Origin of the sequence: Vagococcus martis, from assembly GCF_002026305.1 — a bacterium.
Classification (GTDB): Bacteria; Bacillota; Bacilli; order Lactobacillales; family Vagococcaceae; genus Vagococcus; species Vagococcus martis.
Genome location: NZ_MVAB01000001.1, coordinates 836,675 through 859,444, shown reverse-complemented (window position 1 = coordinate 859,444; position 22,770 = coordinate 836,675). Strand labels below are relative to the sequence as shown.

At 33.0% G+C, this 22,770-nt stretch carries 21 protein-coding genes and 2 pseudogenes; 10 read left to right on the top strand and 13 right to left on the bottom strand.

The window, feature by feature from the left end; genetic code table 11:
- Positions 1–126 precede the first annotated feature (126 nt).
- On the top strand, positions 127–1,107 hold the full coding sequence (locus BW731_RS04065) for a polyprenyl synthetase family protein (RefSeq protein WP_079345952.1): 981 nt from the start codon (positions 127–129) through the stop codon (positions 1,105–1,107).
- A 60-nt stretch (positions 1,108–1,167) separates the two neighbouring features.
- Here BW731_RS04065 and lrgB read toward each other — a convergent pair whose 3' ends face one another.
- The 6 genes from lrgB to BW731_RS04035 all read right to left on the bottom strand — a co-directional run bounded on the left by lrgB (position 1,168) and on the right by BW731_RS04035 (position 6,461).
- On the bottom strand, positions 1,168–1,854 hold the full coding sequence (lrgB, locus tag BW731_RS04060) for an antiholin-like protein LrgB (protein WP_079345950.1): 687 nt from the start codon (positions 1,852–1,854) through the stop codon (positions 1,168–1,170).
- Complete coding sequence (lrgA, locus tag BW731_RS04055) at positions 1,854–2,282, bottom strand: antiholin-like murein hydrolase modulator LrgA (protein WP_079345948.1); 429 nt, start codon at positions 2,280–2,282, stop codon at positions 1,854–1,856. The genes lrgB and lrgA overlap by 1 nt, the downstream gene beginning before the upstream one ends.
- 152 nt (positions 2,283–2,434) lie before the next feature.
- Positions 2,435–3,163: a LytR/AlgR family response regulator transcription factor gene (locus tag BW731_RS04050; protein ID WP_079345946.1), complete on the bottom strand. Its 729-nt coding sequence runs from the start codon at positions 3,161–3,163 to the stop codon at positions 2,435–2,437.
- A gap of 14 nt (positions 3,164–3,177) precedes the next feature.
- Positions 3,178–4,950, bottom strand: coding sequence for a sensor histidine kinase (locus BW731_RS04045; protein WP_079345944.1), 1,773 nt, complete (start codon positions 4,948–4,950; stop codon positions 3,178–3,180).
- A gap of 104 nt (positions 4,951–5,054) precedes the next feature.
- Positions 5,055–5,612, bottom strand: a complete 558-nt coding sequence (gene lepB / locus BW731_RS04040) for a signal peptidase I (protein ID WP_079345942.1) — start codon at positions 5,610–5,612, stop codon at positions 5,055–5,057.
- An 81-nt stretch (positions 5,613–5,693) separates the two neighbouring features.
- Positions 5,694–6,461: a MerR family transcriptional regulator gene (locus BW731_RS04035; RefSeq protein WP_079345940.1), complete on the bottom strand. Its 768-nt coding sequence runs from the start codon at positions 6,459–6,461 to the stop codon at positions 5,694–5,696.
- Between the two features lie 127 nt (positions 6,462–6,588).
- On the opposite strand from BW731_RS04035, the gene BW731_RS04030 reads away from it, so the two are divergent.
- From BW731_RS04030 to tnpA, 8 genes and pseudogenes are all read left to right on the top strand, one after another.
- Entirely contained in the window at positions 6,589–7,641 is a 1,053-nt protein-coding gene (locus BW731_RS04030; RefSeq protein WP_079345938.1) for an AI-2E family transporter, read from the top strand.
- Between the two features lie 298 nt (positions 7,642–7,939).
- Complete coding sequence (celB, locus tag BW731_RS04025; protein ID WP_079345936.1) at positions 7,940–9,199, top strand: PTS cellobiose transporter subunit IIC; 1,260 nt, start codon at positions 7,940–7,942, stop codon at positions 9,197–9,199.
- A 46-nt stretch (positions 9,200–9,245) separates the two neighbouring features.
- Entirely contained in the window at positions 9,246–9,968 is a 723-nt protein-coding gene (locus BW731_RS04020; protein ID WP_079345934.1) for a GntR family transcriptional regulator, read from the top strand.
- A gap of 35 nt (positions 9,969–10,003) precedes the next feature.
- A complete protein-coding gene (locus tag BW731_RS04015; RefSeq protein WP_079345932.1) occupies positions 10,004–11,419 on the top strand; it encodes a glycoside hydrolase family 1 protein in 1,416 nt (471 codons plus the stop codon).
- A 10-nt stretch (positions 11,420–11,429) separates the two neighbouring features.
- The gene (locus BW731_RS04010) at positions 11,430–11,747 is read left to right on the top strand and encodes a PTS sugar transporter subunit IIB (RefSeq protein WP_079345930.1); all 318 of its coding nucleotides are present in this window, start codon (positions 11,430–11,432) and stop codon (positions 11,745–11,747) included.
- Positions 11,748–11,756: 9 nt separating this feature from the next.
- Positions 11,757–12,086, top strand: a complete 330-nt coding sequence (locus BW731_RS04005) for a PTS lactose/cellobiose transporter subunit IIA (RefSeq protein ID WP_198931926.1) — start codon at positions 11,757–11,759, stop codon at positions 12,084–12,086.
- A gap of 199 nt (positions 12,087–12,285) precedes the next feature.
- Positions 12,286–14,005: pseudogene (locus BW731_RS04000) on the top strand (IS1182 family transposase).
- 150 nt (positions 14,006–14,155) lie between these two features.
- Positions 14,156–14,611: an IS200/IS605 family transposase gene (gene tnpA / locus BW731_RS03995; RefSeq protein WP_079345029.1), complete on the top strand. Its 456-nt coding sequence runs from the start codon at positions 14,156–14,158 to the stop codon at positions 14,609–14,611.
- A gap of 202 nt (positions 14,612–14,813) precedes the next feature.
- Here tnpA and BW731_RS03990 read toward each other — a convergent pair whose 3' ends face one another.
- The 6 genes from BW731_RS03990 to yfmF all read right to left on the bottom strand — a co-directional run bounded on the left by BW731_RS03990 (position 14,814) and on the right by yfmF (position 20,293).
- Entirely contained in the window at positions 14,814–15,350 is a 537-nt protein-coding gene (locus tag BW731_RS03990; RefSeq protein WP_079345928.1) for an HdeD family acid-resistance protein, read from the bottom strand.
- 120 nt (positions 15,351–15,470) lie between these two features.
- Complete coding sequence (gene pgsA / locus BW731_RS03985; protein WP_079345926.1) at positions 15,471–16,049, bottom strand: CDP-diacylglycerol--glycerol-3-phosphate 3-phosphatidyltransferase; 579 nt, start codon at positions 16,047–16,049, stop codon at positions 15,471–15,473.
- A gap of 24 nt (positions 16,050–16,073) precedes the next feature.
- Complete coding sequence (locus BW731_RS03980) at positions 16,074–16,970, bottom strand: helix-turn-helix domain-containing protein (RefSeq protein WP_158080156.1); 897 nt, start codon at positions 16,968–16,970, stop codon at positions 16,074–16,076.
- 31 nt (positions 16,971–17,001) lie between these two features.
- Positions 17,002–17,727 (bottom strand): elongation factor P 5-aminopentanone reductase, encoded by a 726-nt coding sequence (ymfI, locus tag BW731_RS03975; protein WP_079345922.1) that lies wholly within the window; start codon positions 17,725–17,727, stop codon positions 17,002–17,004.
- Positions 17,728–17,733: 6 nt separating this feature from the next.
- Entirely contained in the window at positions 17,734–19,029 is a 1,296-nt protein-coding gene (gene yfmH / locus BW731_RS03970; protein WP_079345920.1) for an EF-P 5-aminopentanol modification-associated protein YfmH, read from the bottom strand.
- A gap of 1 nt (position 19,030) precedes the next feature.
- Positions 19,031–20,293 carry an EF-P 5-aminopentanol modification-associated protein YfmF gene (gene yfmF, locus BW731_RS03965; protein ID WP_071456288.1) on the bottom strand — a complete coding sequence of 421 codons (1,263 nt, stop codon included), beginning with the start codon at positions 20,291–20,293 and terminating at the stop codon, positions 19,031–19,033.
- 267 nt (positions 20,294–20,560) lie between these two features.
- On the opposite strand from yfmF, the gene mscL reads away from it, so the two are divergent.
- A complete protein-coding gene (gene mscL, locus BW731_RS03960) occupies positions 20,561–21,010 on the top strand; it encodes a large conductance mechanosensitive channel protein MscL (protein WP_079345918.1) in 450 nt (149 codons plus the stop codon).
- Here the strand turns inward: mscL and BW731_RS03955 are convergent.
- A pseudogene (locus BW731_RS03955) lies at positions 20,976–22,679 on the bottom strand (IS1182 family transposase). The gene mscL and the pseudogene BW731_RS03955 sit on opposite strands and share 35 nt — an antisense overlap.
- Between the last annotated feature and the right edge of the window lie 91 nt (positions 22,680–22,770).

The window sequence follows — 22,770 nt, the reverse complement described above, 5'->3', positions numbered from 1 at the left end:
GCAAACTCCTTCACATTTTATCCACTGTTTATTATACTGTTAGAGTAGGTATTTTTCAAAAATGAATGATTGAAAATTGTTCATTGCTTAATTATTGTACATTATATGATTTTATAGGAGGCCGCTATGACTGTTCATCCACTGTGGGAAATGTATCCTGCTGTCCAAAAAGAATTGATTGAAACCAAGCGTGTCATGGAAAAGTCAGTTAAAATTAGAAATAAAGAAATCACGGAAACACTGCAATTATTTTTTGATGCTGGTGGAAAATTATTACGTCCAGCATATTTTTTATTATTTTCAAAATTCGGTACGATAGAATCAGATAAGAAACGTTACCGTATGGCAGCCTCGCTTGAAATTTTGCACGTTGCAACGCTTGTTCATGATGATATTATCGATGATTCACCTGTACGTCGCTCAATGCCGTCAGTGCAAGCTTTATATGGTCAAGATATCGCAGTTTATACGGGAGATTTTTTATTTACAGTGTATTTTCATTTATTGTCAAATGCGACAAGTGATTTAAAAACAATCTCATTAAATGCTCAAAGCATGAAGCGAATTTTAGTGGGAGAACTCGACCAAATGAATTTGCGGTACAATACGAATATTACGGTCAAACAATATTTCCAACATATAAAGGGAAAAACGGCTCAGTTATTTGAATTTTCTTGTTATGAGGGAGCACATTATTCGCATGCACCAAAGACAGTGCAACTTCAAGCCAAACGAATTGGCTATAATATTGGGATGGCGTTTCAGATTATGGATGATATCCTTGATTATAAATCCACACAAGAAGACATGCAAAAACCAGTCTTTGAAGATATGAAGAATGGGTACTACACGTTACCGCTTATTTTAGCGATGAATGAAAATCGTGAGGCTTTTTTACCTTATCTAGAGAAGAAGACAGAGTTGTCTAATCAAGAGATGAAAGAAGTGCAACAACTAATCGAAACATATAAAGGCATAGAAAAAGCTGAGATGATTGCAGAGCGTTTCACTAATAAAGCCTTAACAAACATAAAAAAATTACCGGATATTGTAGAAAAAGATATTTTATATCATGTAACAGAAGTACTTTTAGATAGAAATAATTAAAAAAACATCATCTAACTTTTATGGAAAGGGGGAAGTTAGATGATGTCTTTTTGTCTAGTATTAAGTTAATTGTAATAAACTTGCTGAAAGAGGAACGACGATGACAGTAATGACTCCCACTAGAATCATAGAAATACTTGCCATGGCTGCTTCTGTTTCACCTAGTTCAATCCCAACAGATACACCTAAAGCATGACCAGCAGAACCAAGTGCTAAACCTTTAGCAATAGGGTTATTGATGTGGAAGAATTTTAACGCCATTTTTCCAGTTGCGTAAATGATAACAGCATTGAAGATGACAGCAAAGGCAGTTAAAGAAACAATTCCATTCATTGATTCAGAGATAGGAACGGCAATCGCTGTTGTTGCCGCTTGTGGTAATAAAGAAACCATCATTTGAGGATGCATACGAATTAGTTTTCCAACAGCGACAATACTTGTGACAGATACTGCTGATCCTATTGTAATCGCAGCAACTATTTCTAACCAATATTTTTGCAATAAATCTCTTTTTTTGTATAGAGGAATAGCAAAGGCAATGGTTGCAGGTTCTAAGAAGAAACTGATGACTGTTCCACCTTGATTATATTGTTCGTAGTTGATACCAGTAGCTTTTAAGATGATGACACCTAAAATCATAGCAACAAATAGTGGTGTGAATAAGAAAAAGCCATTTGTTTTTTTGAATAAAAATGTACCAACACCAAATGCGACGAATGAAATAACAATACCAATATATGGGGTCATTATCTTTGTACCTCCTTTAATTGTTGTTTTTTAAGAAAGGCTAGTTTTCTTTCTTTAGCACCAGATTTTTCTTTAACCCCTAATAGGTAAGATGCGCTCCATCCAGTAACTGCTAGGATAACGAAAGTTGCGATAAAAATGACTGCTAAAATTGGCACGCCATAAACTTTTAAAATGTCTAATGAGTTGTATAAAGAGATACCAGAAGGAACAAATAGGAAAGAGATAATACCAGTTAAACTTGTTCCTAAACCTTCAACTTGCTCTAATTTCACGATGTTTGTGCTTAAGGCTACAAACAAAAGAATCAACCCAATAACTGAAGCTGGCATAGGGATAGGTAATATATAGGCAATCCCTTTAGAAATGAGCATAATGGCTGCAAAAATAAATGCTTGGTGTAAGAATGAATAAACTTTTTTTTCCATTTGTAAAACTCCTTTTCACTGATTCATTTGATAAAACTAGTATAGGAGAAAGAAGCTATTTTGTGTGGCTTTTAACGTGAAACGCAAAAATGTAAGCGTATAATACAAAAAATCACTCCCAAAATGCATGAAGCAAAATGGCAGTGATTTGCTTAAGATAAACCAATCATTTCTTTGAATGGTTTAACGTAGGATCTGCTGACGGGCACCTTTAATCCATTGTCTAGGGTGACTTGTAGTGTATTGTTAAACCAAGGTTGTATTTCTTGGATTTTTGTAGTATTTAAGATGAAACTTCGATGCGTTTTGACAAAGGAATCCATCGGCAAACGTCTTTCGATTTTACTCAGGCTCCCACTTGTCTGGTACGTTTCTTTTTCAGTGTGAACACTTAATTCTTTATCTTCGACAGAGACTAAATAGATGTCTTTAGGGTGAACGAGAAAAATCCGGTCTTCTCCTTGAATGGGAATCGCATCTATGGAATCAGTCATTTTTTTTACAGGTGCTTCTGCGGGTTTTATGATTGAGATTGCTTTATCTAATGCTTCGTGGACAACCACTTCATCAAAGGGTTTTAAAATATAGTCCATGGCATTTACCTTAAAGGCTTTTAGTGCATAATCATCATAGGCTGTGGCAAAAATAAGATAAGGTGGCTTTTTTAATTTTTTTAGTTTATTCGCTAAATCAAATCCACTTTCATCAGTTAAATGAATATCTAAAAAAATAATGTCGGGCTTTTTATCCATGATTTGTTCCATGGCGTCTTCGACAGAATCAGCTTCAGCAGTTGACGTGATACCAGGGTGTTGTGTCACTAAATAGGTTAGTTCGTCACGAGCTAAAGGTTCATCGTCAACAAGTAAAACATGTGTCATAGTGAATCATTCCTTTATATTAAAGTGTTTACATCATTTGCTTCAATCAGTGGCATGGTTAAGGTAAAGGTTGCACCCTCTCCTGAATTGTTTTTAACATCGAAACTAGCTTGACCACCAAACAAGTTAGTCATTCGTTTTGATAAGTTTTCTAGAGCCGTACCAGTTCCTTTTTTAGATGAAACAGGTTCTTTTCCTAATTGTAGCACCCTGTCTTCAGGAATGCCTAGTCCGTTATCTGCCACAGAAATAATTAATTGTTCTTGTTCTTTATAAATTGAAACATAGGCATGATTATTTTCTTTTCTAGCACCAAAAGCATGTTTGATGGTATTTTCTATTAGTATTTGTACAGCGTATGGTGGCACGACAAAATGCGTGATGTCGTCTTCAATGTCAAACATGACAGAATATCTATTGGGAAATCGCGCTTGTTCCAAAGAAAGATAAGCATCAACTTGAGCTAATTCTTGTTTTAAAGGAATCAAGGTTTGTCTAGCACCTTGTAAGTTCCCTCTAAAATAAGTGCTAAGTTGTAATAATAATGTTCTAGCTTTGGCACTGTCTTTTCTCATTAGAGCTGAAATGGTATTAATGGCATTAAAGAAGAAGTGTGGGTTAACTTGTGCTTGTAATGATTTGATTTCAGCTTCTTTTAGTAACTTAGATTGAACTTCTGCTTCACCTAGTTCAATTTGCGAAGAAAAAATAGTTCCTAAACCTTGTGCTAATTGTTCTTCAACATGTGTGAGTTGATTGGCATCAGTGAAATACATTTTAAGTGTGCCGACAATTTTTTTATGAACAAACAAAGGAATCACGATAGCTGCTTCTAAAGGGCAGTTTGGATTCGAGCAACCAATATGTTCTTTATGATGCACGATGGAGAGTTTTCCATTTTTTAAAACATCACGAGATAACTCAGTAATAACTTCTAATTCGGGGATATGATGATCACTTCCCGCACCATAATGAGCGAGTATTCGGTGACTATCTGTCAAACTAATGGCACTCACTTTTGTATAATGCTGAATAATGGTTGCCACTTCTTGAGCTGAATGCTCGTTTAAACCTTCTCTAAAATAGGGAAGAGTGGCAGCAGCTAGTTCTAGCACATCATGTGTTTGAACAGCTTTGGCTTGTTCCTCTTGTTGCAAAGTAGTGGTTAAGATAGATAAGAATATAAAAGTTCCCGTACTATTTAGAATAATCATAGGTAGCGCGATGAAACTAACTAAGTTAAGGCCTTGTTGAATACTACCACCACCACTAAATAACATGATAAAAAGCATCTGAACACTTTCCATCAATGCTCCGATCAAAGCAGCTTGGGTAGGAGAAGGGAACTTCCCCTTTTTTGTCAATTTTTTACCTAACCAGCCAGATAATACCCCTACCAAGATAGAAGAAGGGATGTAGAACCAACTATAACTATTTCCTTGAATAAAACGGTGTGTCCCGGCAATTATCCCGACCATCCCACCAACAAAGGGACCAGCGACAATACCAGAAACACCAATAGCTAAAGTTCTAGTATTTGCAATGGATACATTGTCGTGTAGGTTGGTTAAGATACTACTTGGAACGATTTGATTATCTTTAATTTCGATTCCAGTGAAGTTTGAGATAATAGCAAATAAACTAAAAATAATCGCAAGTTGTAACTTTGATTGGTAGGAATCCCGGCTAAGTAATAATTTTTTAAAGTAGGGGACATTGACTAATAAAAAAGCTAAGAGGATAATTAATCCAACACGCTCCATCATGAGGATAAATAATTCGACCATGTGAGAAAACTCCTTTGATATTTAGTCATAGTGTAGCATAAAAAATATGTAATCATGCAACAAAAAAACGTGTCAATAGTAAAAACTATCAACACGTCGAGTCTTTATTTAACCATACCCCATTTACTTGGTGGCCAAAAAGCAATTTTGGATTTTCCGATAATATTTTCTTTAGGAATAAACCCAACTTCTGGGAATCGACTATCTTTTGAGTTTTGACGATTGTCTCCCATAACAAAATAACTATTTTCCGGAACAGTTTTCTCTCCAGTTAAAGACTCTAAAGTGAAGTCAGGGGTTAGTAAATCATCAGGGTTTGTTTTTTTCAGTTCCGCTTTTTTTTCATCTAAATAAGGCTCATCCATTTTTTTACCGTTAATATAAAGCACGTCATCTTTGTATTCTACCGTGTCACCAGGCATACCGATTACACGTTTGACATAATTTTTAGATGGGTCATCTGGTGCAATAAGTGAGACAATATCAAACCGTTCTGTGTCCCCCATTTTTAATGCGATATTTCTTTCACCATCAACAAGTGTTGGCATCATTGATTCCCCACTTACTGTGACTGGCGTAAATACAAATACTCTTAATAATACTAATGCAATGATTAAGACGACATACCAAATTAAGTCTTTAATCCATGTTGGTTTTGTCATAATAAACCTCCTATAATCTAATTACCATTTCACTGAAATGATAACTTATAGAGTTTATTATACGATATATTAAAACGAATGTCATTTATTTAATGTATAGTAATAGACAATTTCTTTGAAGAATACTAAACTGTTTTTTGAAATATGTTTAGTATAATAAGACGTAAAACGCCCATCAGCTAAATACATATCTAACATCTGTTGATGATAAACTGATGAATAAAATGGACTCACAATCGACAACCATTTTTTATGAGCAAGAAAGGCTTCTTCGGCTAAAGGATGGGAGGTATCAGTGATTTCTTCTTGTTCTAATTTATTTAATGAGTCAAACAAACGTTTTTCAGCCTCTTGTGAGTCGCTGAAATCATGCTGTGATAGATTCATCCAATTAGATTCATATGTCTCTATCTCTTTTGTATCGTATTTTTGGAGTAGTTCCTCCCCGTATTTTTCTTGATTTGTTTTTATTTGTTGTTGTTTGAACGCTTCAAATTTTTCGTCATTAGTCATGTTAATTTCTCCTTTGTGGTACTTAATTGTTTTATCTAATGAAAGGATGAGTGTGTCTAACTGTTTTTTCTGTTCCAATAATTTATCAAAGTGATTAGATAAAGACTCAATGATGCAATCACTATCATTTGATAACACAGACTTTATTTCATCTAAGGGTAAATTAAACTGTTTATAAAAAAGTATCTGTTGTAGTCGATCAAGTTCTTTTTCGCTGTAATAACGATACCCATTGTCTTCGATGTATGCTGGTTTTAATAAATCTATGCTATCATAGTAGCGTAACGTTCGCGTAGTGACACCTGATAGTTTAGCTAATTCAGTTATAGAATACATAAAAACTCCTCCTTTCAATAATGTGAGTATACACCTTGACGTAACGTTAAGGTCAACAAGTGAAATACTATCTTTTCAAGTCTTTTTATCGTAAAATAAACTATATAATATTCAGTGAGGTGAAAAGATGGTTGGTTTGTGGGAACGTATGAAAGCAAATAGCAGTGTTCGGCGAACGATAGTTTTATTTATTATATTTTTATGTCTGTATTTAATTCGAAATATTATCAGTTTAATTCTATTAACATTTATTTTAACGTATTTAATCATTCGAGTAGTAGAAGGGGTTCACCATTTAACCAAACTCCCCAAAAAATTAATAGCGATAGTAATGTATCTACTTATCATTGTATTTTTATATTTTTCGATTACAGTCTATGTTCCAAAACTGTTTAATCAAACGATACAGATGATAGAAGAAGTCTTTAATTTTTATCAAAAAGCAGATACCAATAATAAATTATATGAATGGATTGCTCAAAATGTTGGGTTTAATGAAATCAAACAACAACTAACAACAGGAGCTAAAGTAGTGTTCACAACGATTACAAGCATTGGTTCTATGGGAATTACCTTTGTGATGTCATTGATTTTAAGTTTCTTCTTTATTATAGAAAAAGATTGGGTAACAGAATTTGGTCAAGCCTTTTTAAAAAGTAAGATAGGACTCTTTAGTCAAGATGTTGCTTATTTAGGTAAAAAATTTGTTAATACTTTTGGGGTTGTGATAGAAGCCCAATTTATCATAGCAATTGTGAATACAATCTTAACTATCATGGGCTTGATTTTTATGAAATTTCCACAAGATCAATTATTAAGTTTAGCTTTAATGATATTTATTTTAAGTTTAATTCCTGTGGCGGGGGTAATTATATCATGTATTCCATTGTCATTAATTGCTTATACAGTGGGTGGTATTCAAGATGTTATTTATGTGTTAATTATGATCGCTATTATCCATGCAATTGAATCATACTTATTAAATCCTAAGTTAATGAGTAGTAAAACAGATTTACCTATCTTTTATGTCTTTGTTATCTTGATGTTCTCAGAAAAATTCTTCGGCGTTTGGGGACTGGTTATAGGGATACCAGCTTTCGTCTTTTTTCTTGATTTACTTGATGTTAAAGTGGATCACAAAAAACCACCAGTTATCCCGCAAATTAACTCATCAAAATAAAAAGTAAGTATCCATCTGTGAAAACAGGTGGCTTTTTAAATATCTTTGTCAGCTACTGTTGATTTTAAGAGCTAGAAAGCATTTAGTTTTCTATCTCTTTTTTGTTGGTCTTATTTGGATGGTTAATCTATCTATAATTTCCAGTAGTTGATTTTCTGTATGTAATAAAATCTAATATTTTGTATCCTAATAGAATTAATACGATATTTTTAAATTTAAAAAAAGACTAGACATTTTAAAAAAAAGATAGTACAATTATTTTTGTAATCGATTACATAAAATGATGGGAGCGAAAAATATGAATAAGTTTATGGATTCAATCGGAGAAAAGATAATGCCAATAGCTGATAAATTAGGAAAAAATAGATATTTATCAGTACTGAGAGATGCGTTTATGTTATCATTTCCTTTAACAATGTTTGGTTCTATAGTTGTTGTAATAAACAATCTACCTTTTTTTAGTGATAGCACAAAAGAGATGTTGTCATCTCTATTTGGAAATGGACAGAATGCGACAATGAGTATAATGGCTGTATTTGTCACTTTTGGAATTGGTTACTACTTATCCAAATCATATGATGTAGAAGCTGTATTTGGTGGGGCTGTAGCTTTATCTAGTTTTTTAATTTTGACACCTTTTGTTATGCAGTTGACTAATGGAGAGGAATTATCCGGAGTTCTTTCATTAGATCGCTTAGGCGCAAAGGGTATGTTTATTGCAATGATAGCTGCTTTTTTATCTGGAGAAATATATTGTAGAGTAACAAAAAAAGGCTGGCAAATTAAAATGCCTAGCAGTGTTCCTCCAGCAGTAACAAAATCATTCGCAGCATTGATTCCAGCAATTATTACTTTATCTGTCTTTTTATTTATTAATGCGATTGTTACTGGAGTATTTTCTACAAATTTACATGATGTAGTTTATGAAATTATTCAAAAACCACTCGTAGGATTAGGAAGCAGTCTGCCAGCGACGTTATTGGCAATATTCTTAGTGCAATTTCTATGGTTCTTTGGATTACATGGTCAAATTATTATTAATTCAGTTATGGATCCGATTTGGAATACTTTAATGTTAGATAATTTAGCGGCTTACCAAGCTGGTGATAAATTACCGCATATTGTAACAAAACCTTTTATGGAAACGTTCACCGTCGGGTTAGGAGGGTCAGGGATGACATTAGCAGCAGTACTAATTATGGCATTTCTGATGAAAAAGAAACAATATAAAGATATTGGTAGATTGAGTTTAGCACCGGGATTGTTTAATGTTAACGAACCCGTGATATTTGGATTACCAGTAGTATTAAACGCTACCATAATGATACCTTGGATATTGGCTCCATTAATAGTTACTACGTTTAATTATTTATTAATGGCAGCAGGAATTTTCCCCGCTCCAACAGGTGTATCGGTACCGTGGACTGTACCAATATTCTTTAGTGGTATGTTAGCAACGAATTCCGTTTTAGGTGGAATACTTCAGCTTATTGATTTAGTAATCGTTGGGTTTATTTGGTATCCATTTTTAAGAGTTCTAGATAGAGAAAACATTTAATGCTAAAATAGATGTTATACATAATGTTTTAATAAAGAGGATAAAAATGCAAACAAAATATGAAAAAATAGCATCTACAATACGGGAAAGAATAAAGAATGGGACTTACCCTGTTGATAGTTTACTTCCAAATCAAACAGATTTAGTTCTTGAGTTTGGAGTAAGTCGAATGACAATAAAAAAAGCAATTGAGATTTTGATGATGGAAGGACTTGTTTACTCTCAAAGAGGTATGGGAACGAAAATTTTGGATCATTCTTTTTGGGATAAAGATGTTTCTCCTATAAAGGAATATGATGGTTTGAGCTATCAAATGGAAAAACAAAATAAAAAACTTGAAAGTTCAGTTATTAAATTTGATGTAGGATTTCCTAATAAAGAAATACAAAAAAAACTTTTACTAAAAGCAGAACAACCTATATATCAAATAATTCGTTTGAGAATATTGGAAGGGAAACCTTTTGTAATAGAACATACTATAATGCCATGTGATTTAGTACCTAATTTAACAACAGATATTTTAGAGAAGTCAGTCTATACTTACTTAAAGAAAGGATTAGGACTACAATTTGGTGGAGCATATCGTACCTTTCAAGCAGATAGAGCAGAGGAACATGATAAAAAATACTTAGAGTGTGATGATAGTGATCCAATTTTAGAAGTACAACAAGTAATTTATTTAAAAGATGGAACACCTATTGAATTTTCAAAGAGCAGAAATAGATATGATACACGTAGTTATTCAATTTTGGATGTTGACTATAGTTAGAATACTAAAAAATTAAGTGAAGGAAGTATTAAAAAATGAAAAGATATTTTGATAAAGATTTCTGGTGGGGAGCAGCGACTTCAGGACCTCAAAGCGAGGGACGTTTTAATAAAAAGCATGCTAATATGTTTGATTATTGGTACGAAGTGGAACCGGATGCTTTTTTTGATAATGTAGGTCCAGATGTAACTTCGAATTTCTATAATAGTTATAAAGATGATATCGCACTTATGAAAAGTATTGGTCTTAACAGTGTACGTACATCAATTCAATGGAGTCGGCTTATCGATGATTTAGAACTAGGAACATTAAATCAAGATGCTGTTGATTTTTATAATGATGTGATTGATGAGTTTATAAAGAATGATATTAAGCCAATCATTAATTTACATCATTTTGATTTACCAGTAGAGCTCTACCATAAATATGGTGGGTGGGAATCAAAAAAAGTTGTGGATATGTATGTTTTATTTGCCAAACAATGTTTTAAATTATTTGGAGATAGAGTGAAAGATTGGTTTACACATAATGAGCCAATTGTGGTTGTTGAAGGGGAATATCTTCATGAGTTTCATTATCCTAAATTAGTAGATGGAAAAAAAGCTGTTCAGGTGGCTTATAATTTGAATTTATCTTCAGCTAAAGCAATAAAAGAGTTTAGGTCATTAGGTTTAGATAAAGATGGTGGACGCATTGGTATAATTTTAAATTTAACTCCTACGTATCCTTCATCAAACGAATCAAAAGATTTAGAAGCAGCAGAATTTGCAGAACTTTTTAATAATAGATTATTTTTAGATACTGCGGCTCATGGAGAATTCCCTGCAAAACTAGTTGAAATACTCAGAAAAGATAATGTTTTATGGGAGAGTACGGATTCTGAACTTAAAATTATTAAAGAAAATACAATAGATGTTTTAGGTGTAAACTATTATCATCCTAATAGAGTTAAAGCCCCAGATGTTTCGCCAAACAGTGTGGGTGCATGGTTACCAGATAGATATTATGATGAATACTTATTACCGGGAAGAAGAATGAATATTGATAGAGGATGGGAAATATATCCTAAAGCTTTATATGATATTGCTATGAATATTAAAGAAAATTATAATAATATTCCTTGGTTTGTCTCAGAAAATGGTATGGGAATCTCAAATGAAGAAAATTTTATGTCTGAAGATGGGGTTGTTCAAGACGACTACAGAATTGATTTTATTAACGAACATTTAATTTATTTACACAAAGGAATTGAAGAAGGATCAAATTGTTTTGGATATCATTTGTGGACACCAATTGATTGTTGGTCATGGGTAAATGCTTATAAAAATAGGTATGGACTTATTTCAAATAATATCCATACCCAAATAAAAACTATAAAAAAATCAGGTTATTGGTTTAAGGAAGTTACTGAATTAAAATGTATTGAAGATAATTTAAAATACTATGAATAGGGTGAAAAAAATGAAGAGAATCATGTTAATTTGTTCAGCAGGAATGAGTACGAGTTTATTAGTAACGAAAATGGAAGCAGCGGCAAAAGACCAAGGGATTGAAGCAGATATTTTTGCAGTATCCGCTTCAGAAGCTAATTCCCGATTTGAGGATACTAGTAAACCGATAGATGTTGTTTTACTGGGTCCACAAGTTCGTTTTATGAAAAAACAGTTTGAAGATAAATTGTCAGGCACAGGCATCCCTGTAGAAGTCATTGAAATGAAAGACTATGGAATGATGAATGGTGAGGGTGTACTAAAAACAGCTCTTGAACTAATTGGGTAGGGGGATATTATGTCAGAACAAATGAATCAAGAACAATTAGAAAGCATTATGGGTTTAATTATCCATGCGGGTAATGCTAAAAGTGACGCCATGGAAGCTATCCAAGAGGCAAAGCAAGGAAATTTTGAGTTAGCTGAAGAAAAGATTGCTCAAGCAGAAAAATCTTTGAATGAAGCTCATCATGCACAGACAGGGTTGTTAGCACAAGAGGCATCGGGTGAAGCGATGACTATCACATTGCTAACCGTCCATAGTCAAGATCATTTGATGACAAGTATTACGTTTGTGGATCTTGCTAAAGAAATTATTGATGTGTATAAAATATCAGTTAGAGATTAATTCATAATATCATTTTATTCACTGTATAAATTGTTATTGAGAAATAGGCTGTACACTAAATCGAGGCTGCCCCAAAAGTCTCTTAACGAAAATTAAAAGGAACAAAATTATTTTTGATTTTGTTCCTTTTTTTGACGAAAAAAATAGCACTATCCTTTATAATTAAGGTGACTAAACCAACTAAAAAGGAGTGCTATTTATGTATAAGAATTATAACACGAAACAGGTTACTTTATCACTGAATTTAGATATTTATTTAGAAGAAAATGATATCGCTTTTGCGATTGATGAATTAGTAGAAAGTATCCCTGTGGATGTGTTCTCAGTTTTTGAGCATCGAATGGGAACTTCGTCTTATCATCCAAAAATGATGTTGAAGCTTATTCTGTGTGGCTACACTCAATCTATTTTTTCAGGAAGAAAGATAGAAGCTATGTCTAAAGATAGCATTCGTGCCATGTGGTTAACGCAATCACAGACACCTAACTTCAGAACAATTAATCGATTCAGAGTGAACCCACTGGTTCAACTGATACTTCAAGAATGTTTTATTCAATTTAGAAATCAGCTTGTTTCTCAACAATTAATTGATGAAGAAGCTATTTTTATTGATGGAACAAAGTTAGAAGCCAACGCAAATAAATATACCTTCGTTTGGAAAAAGAGCACACAACGTTATGAAGAATCTTTGAGAGAGAAGTCAAAGTCCTATTATCAACAACTTGTAGAAGAGCAAATTATCCCATCTATTTGTTCAGAAGATGATGAGTTAAACACAGAAAATTTAAAACAAATCATTGATGAGTTGGAAATGAAAGTAAGTGATTTAAGTACTAAAATTGAAAATACTTCAGATGTTCAAGAGAGAAAAGAACTTCGTTCTGAGCGTAAAGAGCCTAAAAAAGCATTGAAAGCTTTTTCTGACTTTATCTATAGAAAGCAAAAATATAAAGAACAACATGATATTTATAACGGTAGAAATAGCTACTCTAAAACAGATCATGATGCCACTTTTATGAGAACGAAAGATGACCACATGATGAATGGTCAGTTAAAACCTGGATATAACGTTCAAATTGCAACCAATCATCAATACGTTTTAGCATATGAAACATTTTCAAATCCAACGGATTTTAAAACAATGATTCCTTTCTTAGATACTATCAAGAAATCTTATTTTGACTTACCTAAATACATTGTGGCTGACGCAGGTTATGGTAGTGAAGAAAACTATCAAGCAATTTTAGATGATTTTGAAAGAACTCCATTAATTACTTATACAATGTATCAGAAAGAACACACTAAAAAATACAAACAAAATCCATTTATTCCAGATAACTGGATTTATAATGAATTGGCAGATACTTATATTTACCCGAATAATCGAGAAGTCAAATTTAGAAATTACTCTACTCGAGCGGATAAATCTGGATTCAAAAGACAACTTAAAATGTATGAATGTGAGTCTTGTTTAAATTGCCCAGTTAGAGCATTATGTACTCGTGCGAAGAGTAGTGAAAATCGAGTGATTCAAAAAAAATGGGAATTGGGAATATTTTAAGGCTCACGTAAGAGAGCTTTTGAAAGAGGATGTCACAGGAGAAATACACCGTCAAAGAAAAATAGATGTTGAACCAGCCTTTGGAAATCTGAAGGCTAATTTGGCATTCAATCGATTCTCTGTAAGAGGAAAAGATAAGATTTCACAGGAGCTGGGATTTGCGTTAATGGCACTAAATTTAAGAAAACTGAGAAAAAATAGGAAGGATATTAGTGAGAGAACACGAAAAAACAAGCATTCTGAAATGAGAGGTTTCATTTTTGAATGCTTGTTTTCTGTAAAGAGACTTTTGGGTCAGCCTCGATTTAGTGTACAGCCAGAATTTCTTCCCTCACTTCAATTAATTCTATTTTATTAATGACTTTAGTCAGTTGAGCACGAAATCGTGCGAAACAGAAAAACCACGCGTATTGCGCGTGGAAGAAATAGCTTTAGCGTTAAGAAACTCCTTTCGATATACTAAAAAGTGGCTATCAACCGCAATAAGAGTATCGAAAGGAGTTTCTTTATGTCTAATGACGATAAAAGTTTAGCACACACAAGGTGGAATTGTAAGTATCATTTAGTATTTACCCCCAAATATAGAAGGAAAGTAATTTATGGGGAGTTAAGGAAAGATATAGGAAAAATATTGAGAAAGTTATGCGAGATGAAAGATGTAGAAATAATAGAGGCACACGCAATGCCAGATCATATTCATATGCTAGTAAAAATACCTCCAAAACAATCGGTGTCAGGTTTTATGGGATTTCTTAAAGGAAGAAGTGCTGTCTTAATTCATGAGCAACACGGAAATTTGAAATATAAATATGGAAATAAAAGTTTTTGGTCTAAAGGATATTATGTGAGTACTGTGGGATTGAATCAGAAGACAATCCAAAAATATATTCGAGAACAAGAGTCTGATGATAGAGTAAGAGATAGTATAAGTAAACGTGAATACATGGATCCATTTAAAAAATAGAAAGTTTCTCGAATTGCGGTTGGCGGTCTTTTAAAAGGCTCTCTTTAGAGAGTATGTAGGTAATGAGCCCTTCTAGGGCTATTAAAAAGCCACCCGTTTTCACGGGTGGATATTTACTTTTGAGACTTTTTCATCAATATTATTGTCCATCAACACGATTTGACATAGAGCCCTTTTAGGTAAGAGGACAACGTTTTTTCGATTAAAACACATCTGGATTTTTATAGTTGCGAATTTTAATCGCTGTAACCAGTTCAGAAATCCCTGATAGAGCTAGAACCACGCCAAAGAATTGAAATAAAACAATTAGACTACTGAAAGGTCTAAATAAAATAAAAATCCCAGCAAGCAGTAGAGCAATACCATAAAGTAACATTGGAACGTAACTAATATTGACATATTGTTTTAGATTAAGTGCACGTGATATTTTTGTGGCTCCACCAATAATAATCATAATACCTAAAAAGATAGGTAAGATACTAGCAATTGGTCTAGCAAAGAGCCAAATCACAAGGGCGGCAATAAAATAAAAAATACTCACAGAAACTTGACTATTTTGTTGATTTCTTAAATAACTGACAAGATTAATTAAACCAAGGATAGCATTGTATCCTGCAATCAAATAGACAGCCATATTGAATAACTGATTTGGTCTAAGAAAAATCAAGATACCGACTAATAAATAGATGATTCCTCGAGCAAAAGCGTGGCGTTGGATGGAACGAAATAGAGAAGACATGTAATCACTCCTTAATATAATACTTTCATGGTTATTATACGTGTCTTACGAAAAAATAACCAATAAAAAGATAAAAAACTCTACTTCGTGTCATTATTTTAACAGAAGCAGAGCCAATTATTACATAGAACCTTTGAAAACGTGTTTGTTTTTTACGAAATAATCTATACCTGAATAGATTGTGGCTGCTAAACAAATGTATAAAAAGATTTGATCTAATGGTAAATTAATCGCGTTAAATGGCACGTTTCCAAGTAAAAGTAAGATAATTGCAACCATTTGAGTGGCTGTTTTGACTTTACCAGGCCATGCAGCTGCCATGACTTCACCGTCTTCAACAAGTAATAGACGTAAGCCTGTTACGGCTAGTTCACGACACACAATAATAGCCACAACCCAAGATGGGGCACTACCTTGTCCAACTAATACAATAAAAGCAGTCATAACTAACATTTTATCTGCTAATGGATCAGCAAACTTTCCAAAATTTGTGACTAAGTTATGTTTTCTAGCAATTTTTCCATCTAACCAGTCTGTGATACTTGCTACCGCAAAAATAATCGCTGCAACGAGTTGAGTGATTAATAAGGGGGTACCAGAAACATCAATTTCCCCCCAGTTAAGTGGAGCTAAAGCAACAATCATAAATAGTGGAATCATACAAATTCTAATGACCGTCAGCTTGTTTGGTAAATTCATTTATAAACGACCTTCCTTTTTTTACTATTCATTTTCCTTAGTAGTATCAAAATTTATAGTAATAATTTTTTTACCAGTAGTTGGATTAGCTTTATTAAAAGCGAGTTCTTTATTATTGACTTTTACTGATAAATTATTTGATGCCCCGACAATAATATCAATTCCTGTGGCTTCTTCAGGTACAACAGAACTAATCGTTTCACCTGGTTGTAACGTATATTGATAGTAGATAGCATTTGTTCCACTTTGTTGTAAACCAATCCAAACTGGTCCTTCTAAAGCAGTAAAATCAAGTTTTATTGGAGTAGACACATTTTTACCAGCATAAGTGACTAACTCTGTAGCATCAGATGTGATACTAAACTTGTTTTCATTATCAGCTTTTTTAGACGAAGACTCTTTGGTTTCTTTAGATGATTCAGTAGTACTAGATTGTGATTGGCTTTCTTCACTTTGCGCACTACTACTACCAATGACAACCGTTTTTTCAGGTTTTGGCACAAGTGGACCACTGGCAATATCTAATCGCATAGCATAAATAATTGTCCCTATTATAGCAATAACAACTAAAGAAAGTAAAACAACTGGCAAATAAGATTTAAAAGAGGTCTGTTTTTTTGCTTCTTTTTGGTGTTTTTCTTTACGAGACCCTTTGACTGGTGTAGCAGATGGCAATTGTTCATAGCTTTCATCAGGCTTTCCTTCAAATCGGCGAATTAATGGTCGTGAATTCAGTCCGACAGCTTCAGCATATTGTCTAATAAAGGTTCTAGTATAGTAATCACTAGGCATAGCATCGAAGTCATTTGCTTCGATGGCAGATAGATAACGACGTTGAATTTTTGTAATTTTTTGTAAGTCTTCTATGGTCAACCCTTTTTTTAGTCGGGCTTTTTTTAATTGTTCACCGATTGTATCCACGGGAGCGTGCACCTTTCTTTCTAATTTTTAATTAAAGCGTCCAACCACCAGTTATGGGAATGACAGAACCTGTCATATAAGTTGCATCTTCACTTAATAAGTAGGTAACAAGTGAGGCAATTTCTTCAGGATGTGCTAGACGATTAAGTGGTATCTCTGAAATAAGTTCATATTTTTCATTTTCAGTCCATAGAGCATTCATTTGTGTTTCTACAGCTCCTGGCGCAATACTGTTTACTGTTAAGTTCATGGAGGCGACTTCTTTTGCGTAAGCTTTAACAAAAGAGATTTGTGCACCCTTAACTGTACTATACATAACTTCCATAGAGCTGCCAATCAGACCATAGACCGAACTGATAAAGACAATCTGACTAGAAGATTGTTTTGTTAGCGAAGATTGACATAGTTGACACAAGCGAATGGGTTGTTTTACATGAGTATCCCATAAAAATCGCATCTCTTCTTCAGTCGTATCAGTTAGTAGTTTATAAACTGTTCCACCATGAGCAAATACAATGGCATGAAGTTGAAATAAGGAGTCAACTAGTCGATTGACATCAATTTCTTGACTTAAGTCAGCTTGGATAGCAAAGAAATCCTGTTTTGGATACAGTTGTTGTAAGTCATTAATCAACGAGGTGATTTTATTCTCTTGTTGATAATAATGGCAATAAACGGAGTATCCTTTCTTAGCTAATTTTAAAACACAAGCAGAGCCAATATCTCCACTAGCTCCTGTAACTAACACATATCTCATGTCAAATTACCTTTCTTCTGGGTAGATAAAGAAACGACTTAATGCTTCAGGTCTGATAAATGATTCTTGTACGGCTTTGATGTCACTTAATTCAATGCTATTAATGACAGTGACTAAATCAAATAAAGTTGTGTCACCAAATTTCATTCCGCTAAATTGGTTGGCAATATACTCTAGTGAATCCAATGATTTCAAATGTTTTCCAATCATTTTTTTCTTCGCCAAATCTAAGTTTTGTTTAGTTAATTCAGGACTATTATCTGATTTTAATAAGTAATTAATTATTTGGTTGGCAAAACGCTCAGGCTCATCAGTATCTGAACTGAAATCGGCAAAATGGAAGCTACGATCAAATGAAAATTCAAATGAGAAGCTATCATCAATTAAGCCACTATTATACATAGTAAGATAATTATTTGAGCTCATCCCAAATAATAATTGTAATAATAATTGAATGGTTGTTTGATATTTAAGGCGTTCGAATCCATCTTCAGGTGGTGTATCAAGTCCTTTTAAGCCAACAACTGCCTTTGGTCGATTAACAGATAGGGTGATACTATCTTCTTTGACAATATCATCTGCTGTCTCTTTCGGGAAATGACGTTTGATTTCAGTTGCTTTTGGAAATTCTTTGGCCGCTTGATTGTCTTTAATAAAGGCCATCATTTCCTCAGGATTCATTTTTCCAACGATAAATAAGTTCATATTACTTGGATGATAAAATGTATTGTAACAAGTATATAAATCATCTGCTGTAATGGGTTCAATACTATCGATTGTTCCAGCAATATCAATATGTAATGGGTGTTTTGGGTACATATTATTTAAAATACCAAAAAATAAACGCCAGTTTGGTTCATCTTGATACATTTGGATTTCTTGGCCAATAATCCCTTTTTCTTTTTGGACAGATTCTTCTGTAAAATAAGGACTTTGAACAAAATCAATCAATGTTTCGACATTTTGCATGACGTTATCAGTGCTTGAAAATAAATAACTTGTACGAGTAAAACTCGTAAAAGCATTTGATGCGGCACCTTGACGACCAAATTTTTGGAAGACATCCTCATCTTCTTTTTCAAATAATTTATGTTCTAAAAAGTGAGCAATACCATCAGGAACCGTGATAAAATCTTTTTTTCCAATCGGCACAAATTCACTATCAATTGAGCCGTAATTTGTAGTAAAAAGACCATATGTTTTATGGAAATCTTCTTTAGGCAGTAACATCACTTCTAATCCATTAGGCAACACTTCTGTATAAAGGGTTTCATTAATAGAAGGATAATAGTTTTTTTTCATGTTATTTTCCTCCTTCCATGAAATAAACTGCTTGTAAATTAATAGTTGTTGCCACATCTTGAACGTCTTCTCGAGTGACAGCATTCATTTTTTTGATCCACTCATCTTGAGATAAATCAGCATAAGGAACGTTAGAGAAGAGGTACTGTTGTTCAACAACCGCACGTTGATTATCAGATGACAACAAATATTGATTGATTAACATTTTTTTTGTTTGTTCTAATAGATCATCAGGAAATTCACCCGTTGTCATGTCTTTTAATTGCTCATTAACTAATCGTAAGACACGTTCACGATTTGAGCTATCAATACCAGTTTGTACAGTTAAAAATCCTCTAAACGGATCAATTGAGCTACTTGCATAATAAGCTAAACTATGTTTTTCACGAACGTTTAAAAATAATTTCGAATGTGGAAATCCACCAAACAGTCCATTAAAGACCATTAATGGAAAATACATGTCATCATGGTAATAAACATCACAGTGATAACCAATATTTAATTTAGATTGCATAACAGGTAGAACTTCACTTTTTTGTTGAATAATATTTTTGAAAGGTTGTTTGTAAAATAGTTCAGTATCCAATTTTTCTCTATCAGAAAAACCGAAATTTTTAAAACATTTTTCCACATATCCTTCTTCAACATCACCACTAACTAGGATATCTATTTTATCGTGTTGAATCATATAATTGTAGTAGTCAGCAATAGATTTTGGTGTTTCAGATTTGATTTGCTCAATATCACCAAAACTTGGTGTTTTTTGATTTTTACTATCTGAAAAGAAAAGATTTTGTAAAGACATAGAAGCGTAAGTTTGTTTATCATCAAAAATTGATTCAATATCAATGATTAGATTTTCTTTTTCACGATTAAATGTTTCCTCATCAAATTTTCCATCTTTAATATTAGGATTAAAAATAATTTCTTTTAAAAATTCGACAGAATCTTCTAAAATAGAAACACCATTGGGCGCGATGTTATCGTTAATGACATTTAAGCCAATACTTAGATAATGCTCATTACCAGTCCGATTAACACTCACATAAAACCCTGCCCCGTATAAATCAGCTAGCTTTTTACTTAATGCTACTTGGTCAGGAAAGTTTAAACTATTTGTTTCCATTAAACTTGCAAGTAACGAACGTTTACTACTAAAAGTTGCATCAAGAGGTGTTGCAAATCGAACGACAATGCGAACAGTTTTATATTTTGTTGTTGGAATAATATGTAAATTCACTTGGTTATTTAATTTAATTGTCATAAAAAAACTCCTTTATTATCGTCATCAAGTGGTTCTTTAAGTGTGACGATACACTCTCTAGGTTACCAAAAAAAAGGGTGGTAAGATAGGAAAACACATTGGATTTTATTTTTTTGATTAAAACTTAACAAAATTGTAATGCTCACAATAAATATACATCATTACAGTATATTATCATATATTACAACAGTGTTACATGTCAATTTATTATAAATGATTTTTATAAAAAAGTTTGCTATAATATGGAAATGATTGGGGGATATGAAAATGATAAAGGAATTTAAGGAGTTTATTGCACGTGGTAGTGTAATAGATATGGCTGTTGGTATTATTATAGGTGGTGCATTTACGAGCGTTGTGAATGCTATGGTAGATGGTTTGATTACACCAATTATAGGAGTAATTATCAGTTTATTATTTCCTGGAGCAGAAACAGTGGAAGATGCAACAAAAGGCATGACTTTTGCAGTAAATGGTGTCACGTTTGATTATGGTAAATTGATTTCAGCAATTATCACATTCTTAATTACAGCATTTGTTTTATTCATTATTGTAAAATCTGTTAATAAAGCAGAAAACTTAATGACTAAAGATAAGGCTGAAGAAGAAGAGGAAGAAACAGCTGAAACAACTGAAGATGTTCTAAAAGACATTCGTCAATTATTAGCAGAACAATCAACTATTAAACAAGAAGACGAAACAGAAAACAAAAATTAAAAATAAGAGGCTGACCCAAAAGTCTCTTTACAGAAAACAAGCATTCCAAAATGAAACCTCTCATTTCAGAATGCTTGTTTTTTCGTGATCTCTTACTAATATCCTTCCTATTTTTTCTCAGTTTTCTTAAATTTAGTGCCATTAACGCAAATCCCAGCTCCTGTGAAATCTTATCTTTTCCTCTTACAGAGAATCGATTGAATGCCAAATTAGCCTTCAGATTTCCAAAGGCTGGTTCAACATCTATTTTTCTTTGACGATATATTTCTCCTGTGACATCCTCTTTCAAAAGCTCTCTTACGTGAGCTTTAAAATATTCCCAATTCCCATTTCTTTGAATCACTCGATTTTTACTACTCTTCGCACGAGTACATAATGCTCTAACTGGGCAATTTAAACAAGACTCACATTCATATATTTTAAGTTGTCTTTTGAATCCAGATTTATCCGTTCGAGTAGAGTAATTTCTAAATTTGACTTCTCAATTATTCGGGCAAATATAAGTATCTGCCAATTCATTATAAATCCAGTTATCTGGAATGAATGGATTTTGTTTATATTTTTTAGTGTGTTCTTTCTGATACATTGTATAAGTAATTAATGGAGTTCTTTCAAAATCATCTAAAATTGCTTGATAGTTTTCTTCACTACCATAACCTGCGTCAGCCACAATGTATTTAGGTAAGTCAAAATAAGATTTCTTGATAGTATCTAAGAAGGGAATCATTGTTTTAAAATCCGTTGGATTTGAAAATGTTTCATATGCTAAAACGTATTGATGATTGGTTGCAATTTGAACGTTATATCCAGGTTTTAACTGACCATTCATCATGTGGTCATCTTTCATTCTCATAAAAGTGGCATCATGATCTGTTTTAGAGTAGCTATTTCTACCGTTATAAATATCATGTTGTTCTTTATATTTTTGCTTTCTATAGATAAAGTCAGAAAAAGCTTTCAATGCTTTTTTAGGCTCTTTACGCTCAGAACGAAGTTCTTTTCTCTCTTGAACATCTGAAGTATTTTCAATTTTAGTACTTAAATCACTTACTTTCATTTCCAACTCATCAATGATTTGTTTTAAATTTCCTGTGTTTAACTCATCATCTTCTGAACAAATAGATGGAATAATTTGCTCTTCTACAAGTTGTTGATAATAGGACTTTGACTTTTCTCTCAAAGATTCTTCATAACGTTGTGTACTCTTTTTCCAAACGAAGGTATATTTATTTGCGTTGGCTTCTAACTTTGTTCCATCAATAAAAATAGCTTCTTCATCAATTAATTGTTGAGAAACAAGCTGATTTCTAAATTGAATAAAACATTCTTGAAGTATCGGTTGAACCAGTGGGTTCACTCTGAATCGATTAATTGTTCTGAAGTTAGGTGTCTGTGATTGCGTTAACCACATGGCACGAATGCTATCTTTAGACATAGCTTCTATCTTTCTGCCTGAAAAAATAGATTGAGTGTAGCCACACAGAATAAGCTTCAACATCATTTTTGGATGATAAGACGAAGTTCCCATTCGATGCTCAAAAACTGAGAACACATCCACAGGGATGCTTTCTACTAACTCATCAATCGCAAAAGCGATATCATTTTCTTCTAAATAAATATCTAAATTCAGTGATAAAGTAACCTGTTTCGTGTTATAATTCTTATACATAAATAGCACTCCTTTTTAGTTGGTTTCGTCACTTTAATTATATAGGATAGTGCTATTTTTTACGTCAAAAAAGGAAGAAAATCGAAAAAAG

Bases quoted from the DNA above. Each gene is read 5' to 3' on its own strand.
- BW731_RS04020 (WP_079345934.1), top strand. From the start codon at position 9,246: ATGCAAACAAAATATGAAAAAATAGCATCTACAATACGGGAAAGAATA.
- BW731_RS04010 (WP_079345930.1), top strand. From the start codon at position 11,430: ATGAAGAGAATCATGTTAATTTGTTCAGCAGGAATGAGTACGAGTTTA.
- BW731_RS04045 (WP_079345944.1), bottom strand. From the start codon at position 4,950: ATGGTCGAATTATTTATCCTCATGATGGAGCGTGTTGGATTAATTATC.
- yfmF (WP_071456288.1), bottom strand. From the start codon at position 20,293: ATGACAATTAAATTAAATAACCAAGTGAATTTACATATTATTCCAACA.
- celB (WP_079345936.1), top strand. From the start codon at position 7,940: ATGAATAAGTTTATGGATTCAATCGGAGAAAAGATAATGCCAATAGCT.
- mscL (WP_079345918.1), top strand. From the start codon at position 20,561: ATGATAAAGGAATTTAAGGAGTTTATTGCACGTGGTAGTGTAATAGAT.
- yfmH (WP_079345920.1), bottom strand. From the start codon at position 19,029: ATGAAAAAAAACTATTATCCTTCTATTAATGAAACCCTTTATACAGAA.
- ymfI (WP_079345922.1), bottom strand. From the start codon at position 17,727: ATGAGATATGTGTTAGTTACAGGAGCTAGTGGAGATATTGGCTCTGCT.
- BW731_RS04015 (WP_079345932.1), top strand. From the start codon at position 10,004: ATGAAAAGATATTTTGATAAAGATTTCTGGTGGGGAGCAGCGACTTCA.
- BW731_RS03990 (WP_079345928.1), bottom strand. From the start codon at position 15,350: ATGTCTTCTCTATTTCGTTCCATCCAACGCCACGCTTTTGCTCGAGGA.
- BW731_RS04050 (WP_079345946.1), bottom strand. From the start codon at position 3,163: ATGACACATGTTTTACTTGTTGACGATGAACCTTTAGCTCGTGACGAA.
- lrgB (WP_079345950.1), bottom strand. From the start codon at position 1,854: ATGACCCCATATATTGGTATTGTTATTTCATTCGTCGCATTTGGTGTT.
- lrgA (WP_079345948.1), bottom strand. From the start codon at position 2,282: ATGGAAAAAAAAGTTTATTCATTCTTACACCAAGCATTTATTTTTGCA.
- pgsA (WP_079345926.1), bottom strand. From the start codon at position 16,049: ATGAATTTACCAAACAAGCTGACGGTCATTAGAATTTGTATGATTCCA.
- lepB (WP_079345942.1), bottom strand. From the start codon at position 5,612: ATGACAAAACCAACATGGATTAAAGACTTAATTTGGTATGTCGTCTTA.
- tnpA (WP_079345029.1), top strand. From the start codon at position 14,156: ATGTCTAATGACGATAAAAGTTTAGCACACACAAGGTGGAATTGTAAG.
- BW731_RS04005 (WP_198931926.1), top strand. From the start codon at position 11,757: ATGTCAGAACAAATGAATCAAGAACAATTAGAAAGCATTATGGGTTTA.
- BW731_RS04065 (WP_079345952.1), top strand. From the start codon at position 127: ATGACTGTTCATCCACTGTGGGAAATGTATCCTGCTGTCCAAAAAGAA.
- BW731_RS04030 (WP_079345938.1), top strand. From the start codon at position 6,589: ATGGTTGGTTTGTGGGAACGTATGAAAGCAAATAGCAGTGTTCGGCGA.
- BW731_RS04035 (WP_079345940.1), bottom strand. From the start codon at position 6,461: ATGTATTCTATAACTGAATTAGCTAAACTATCAGGTGTCACTACGCGA.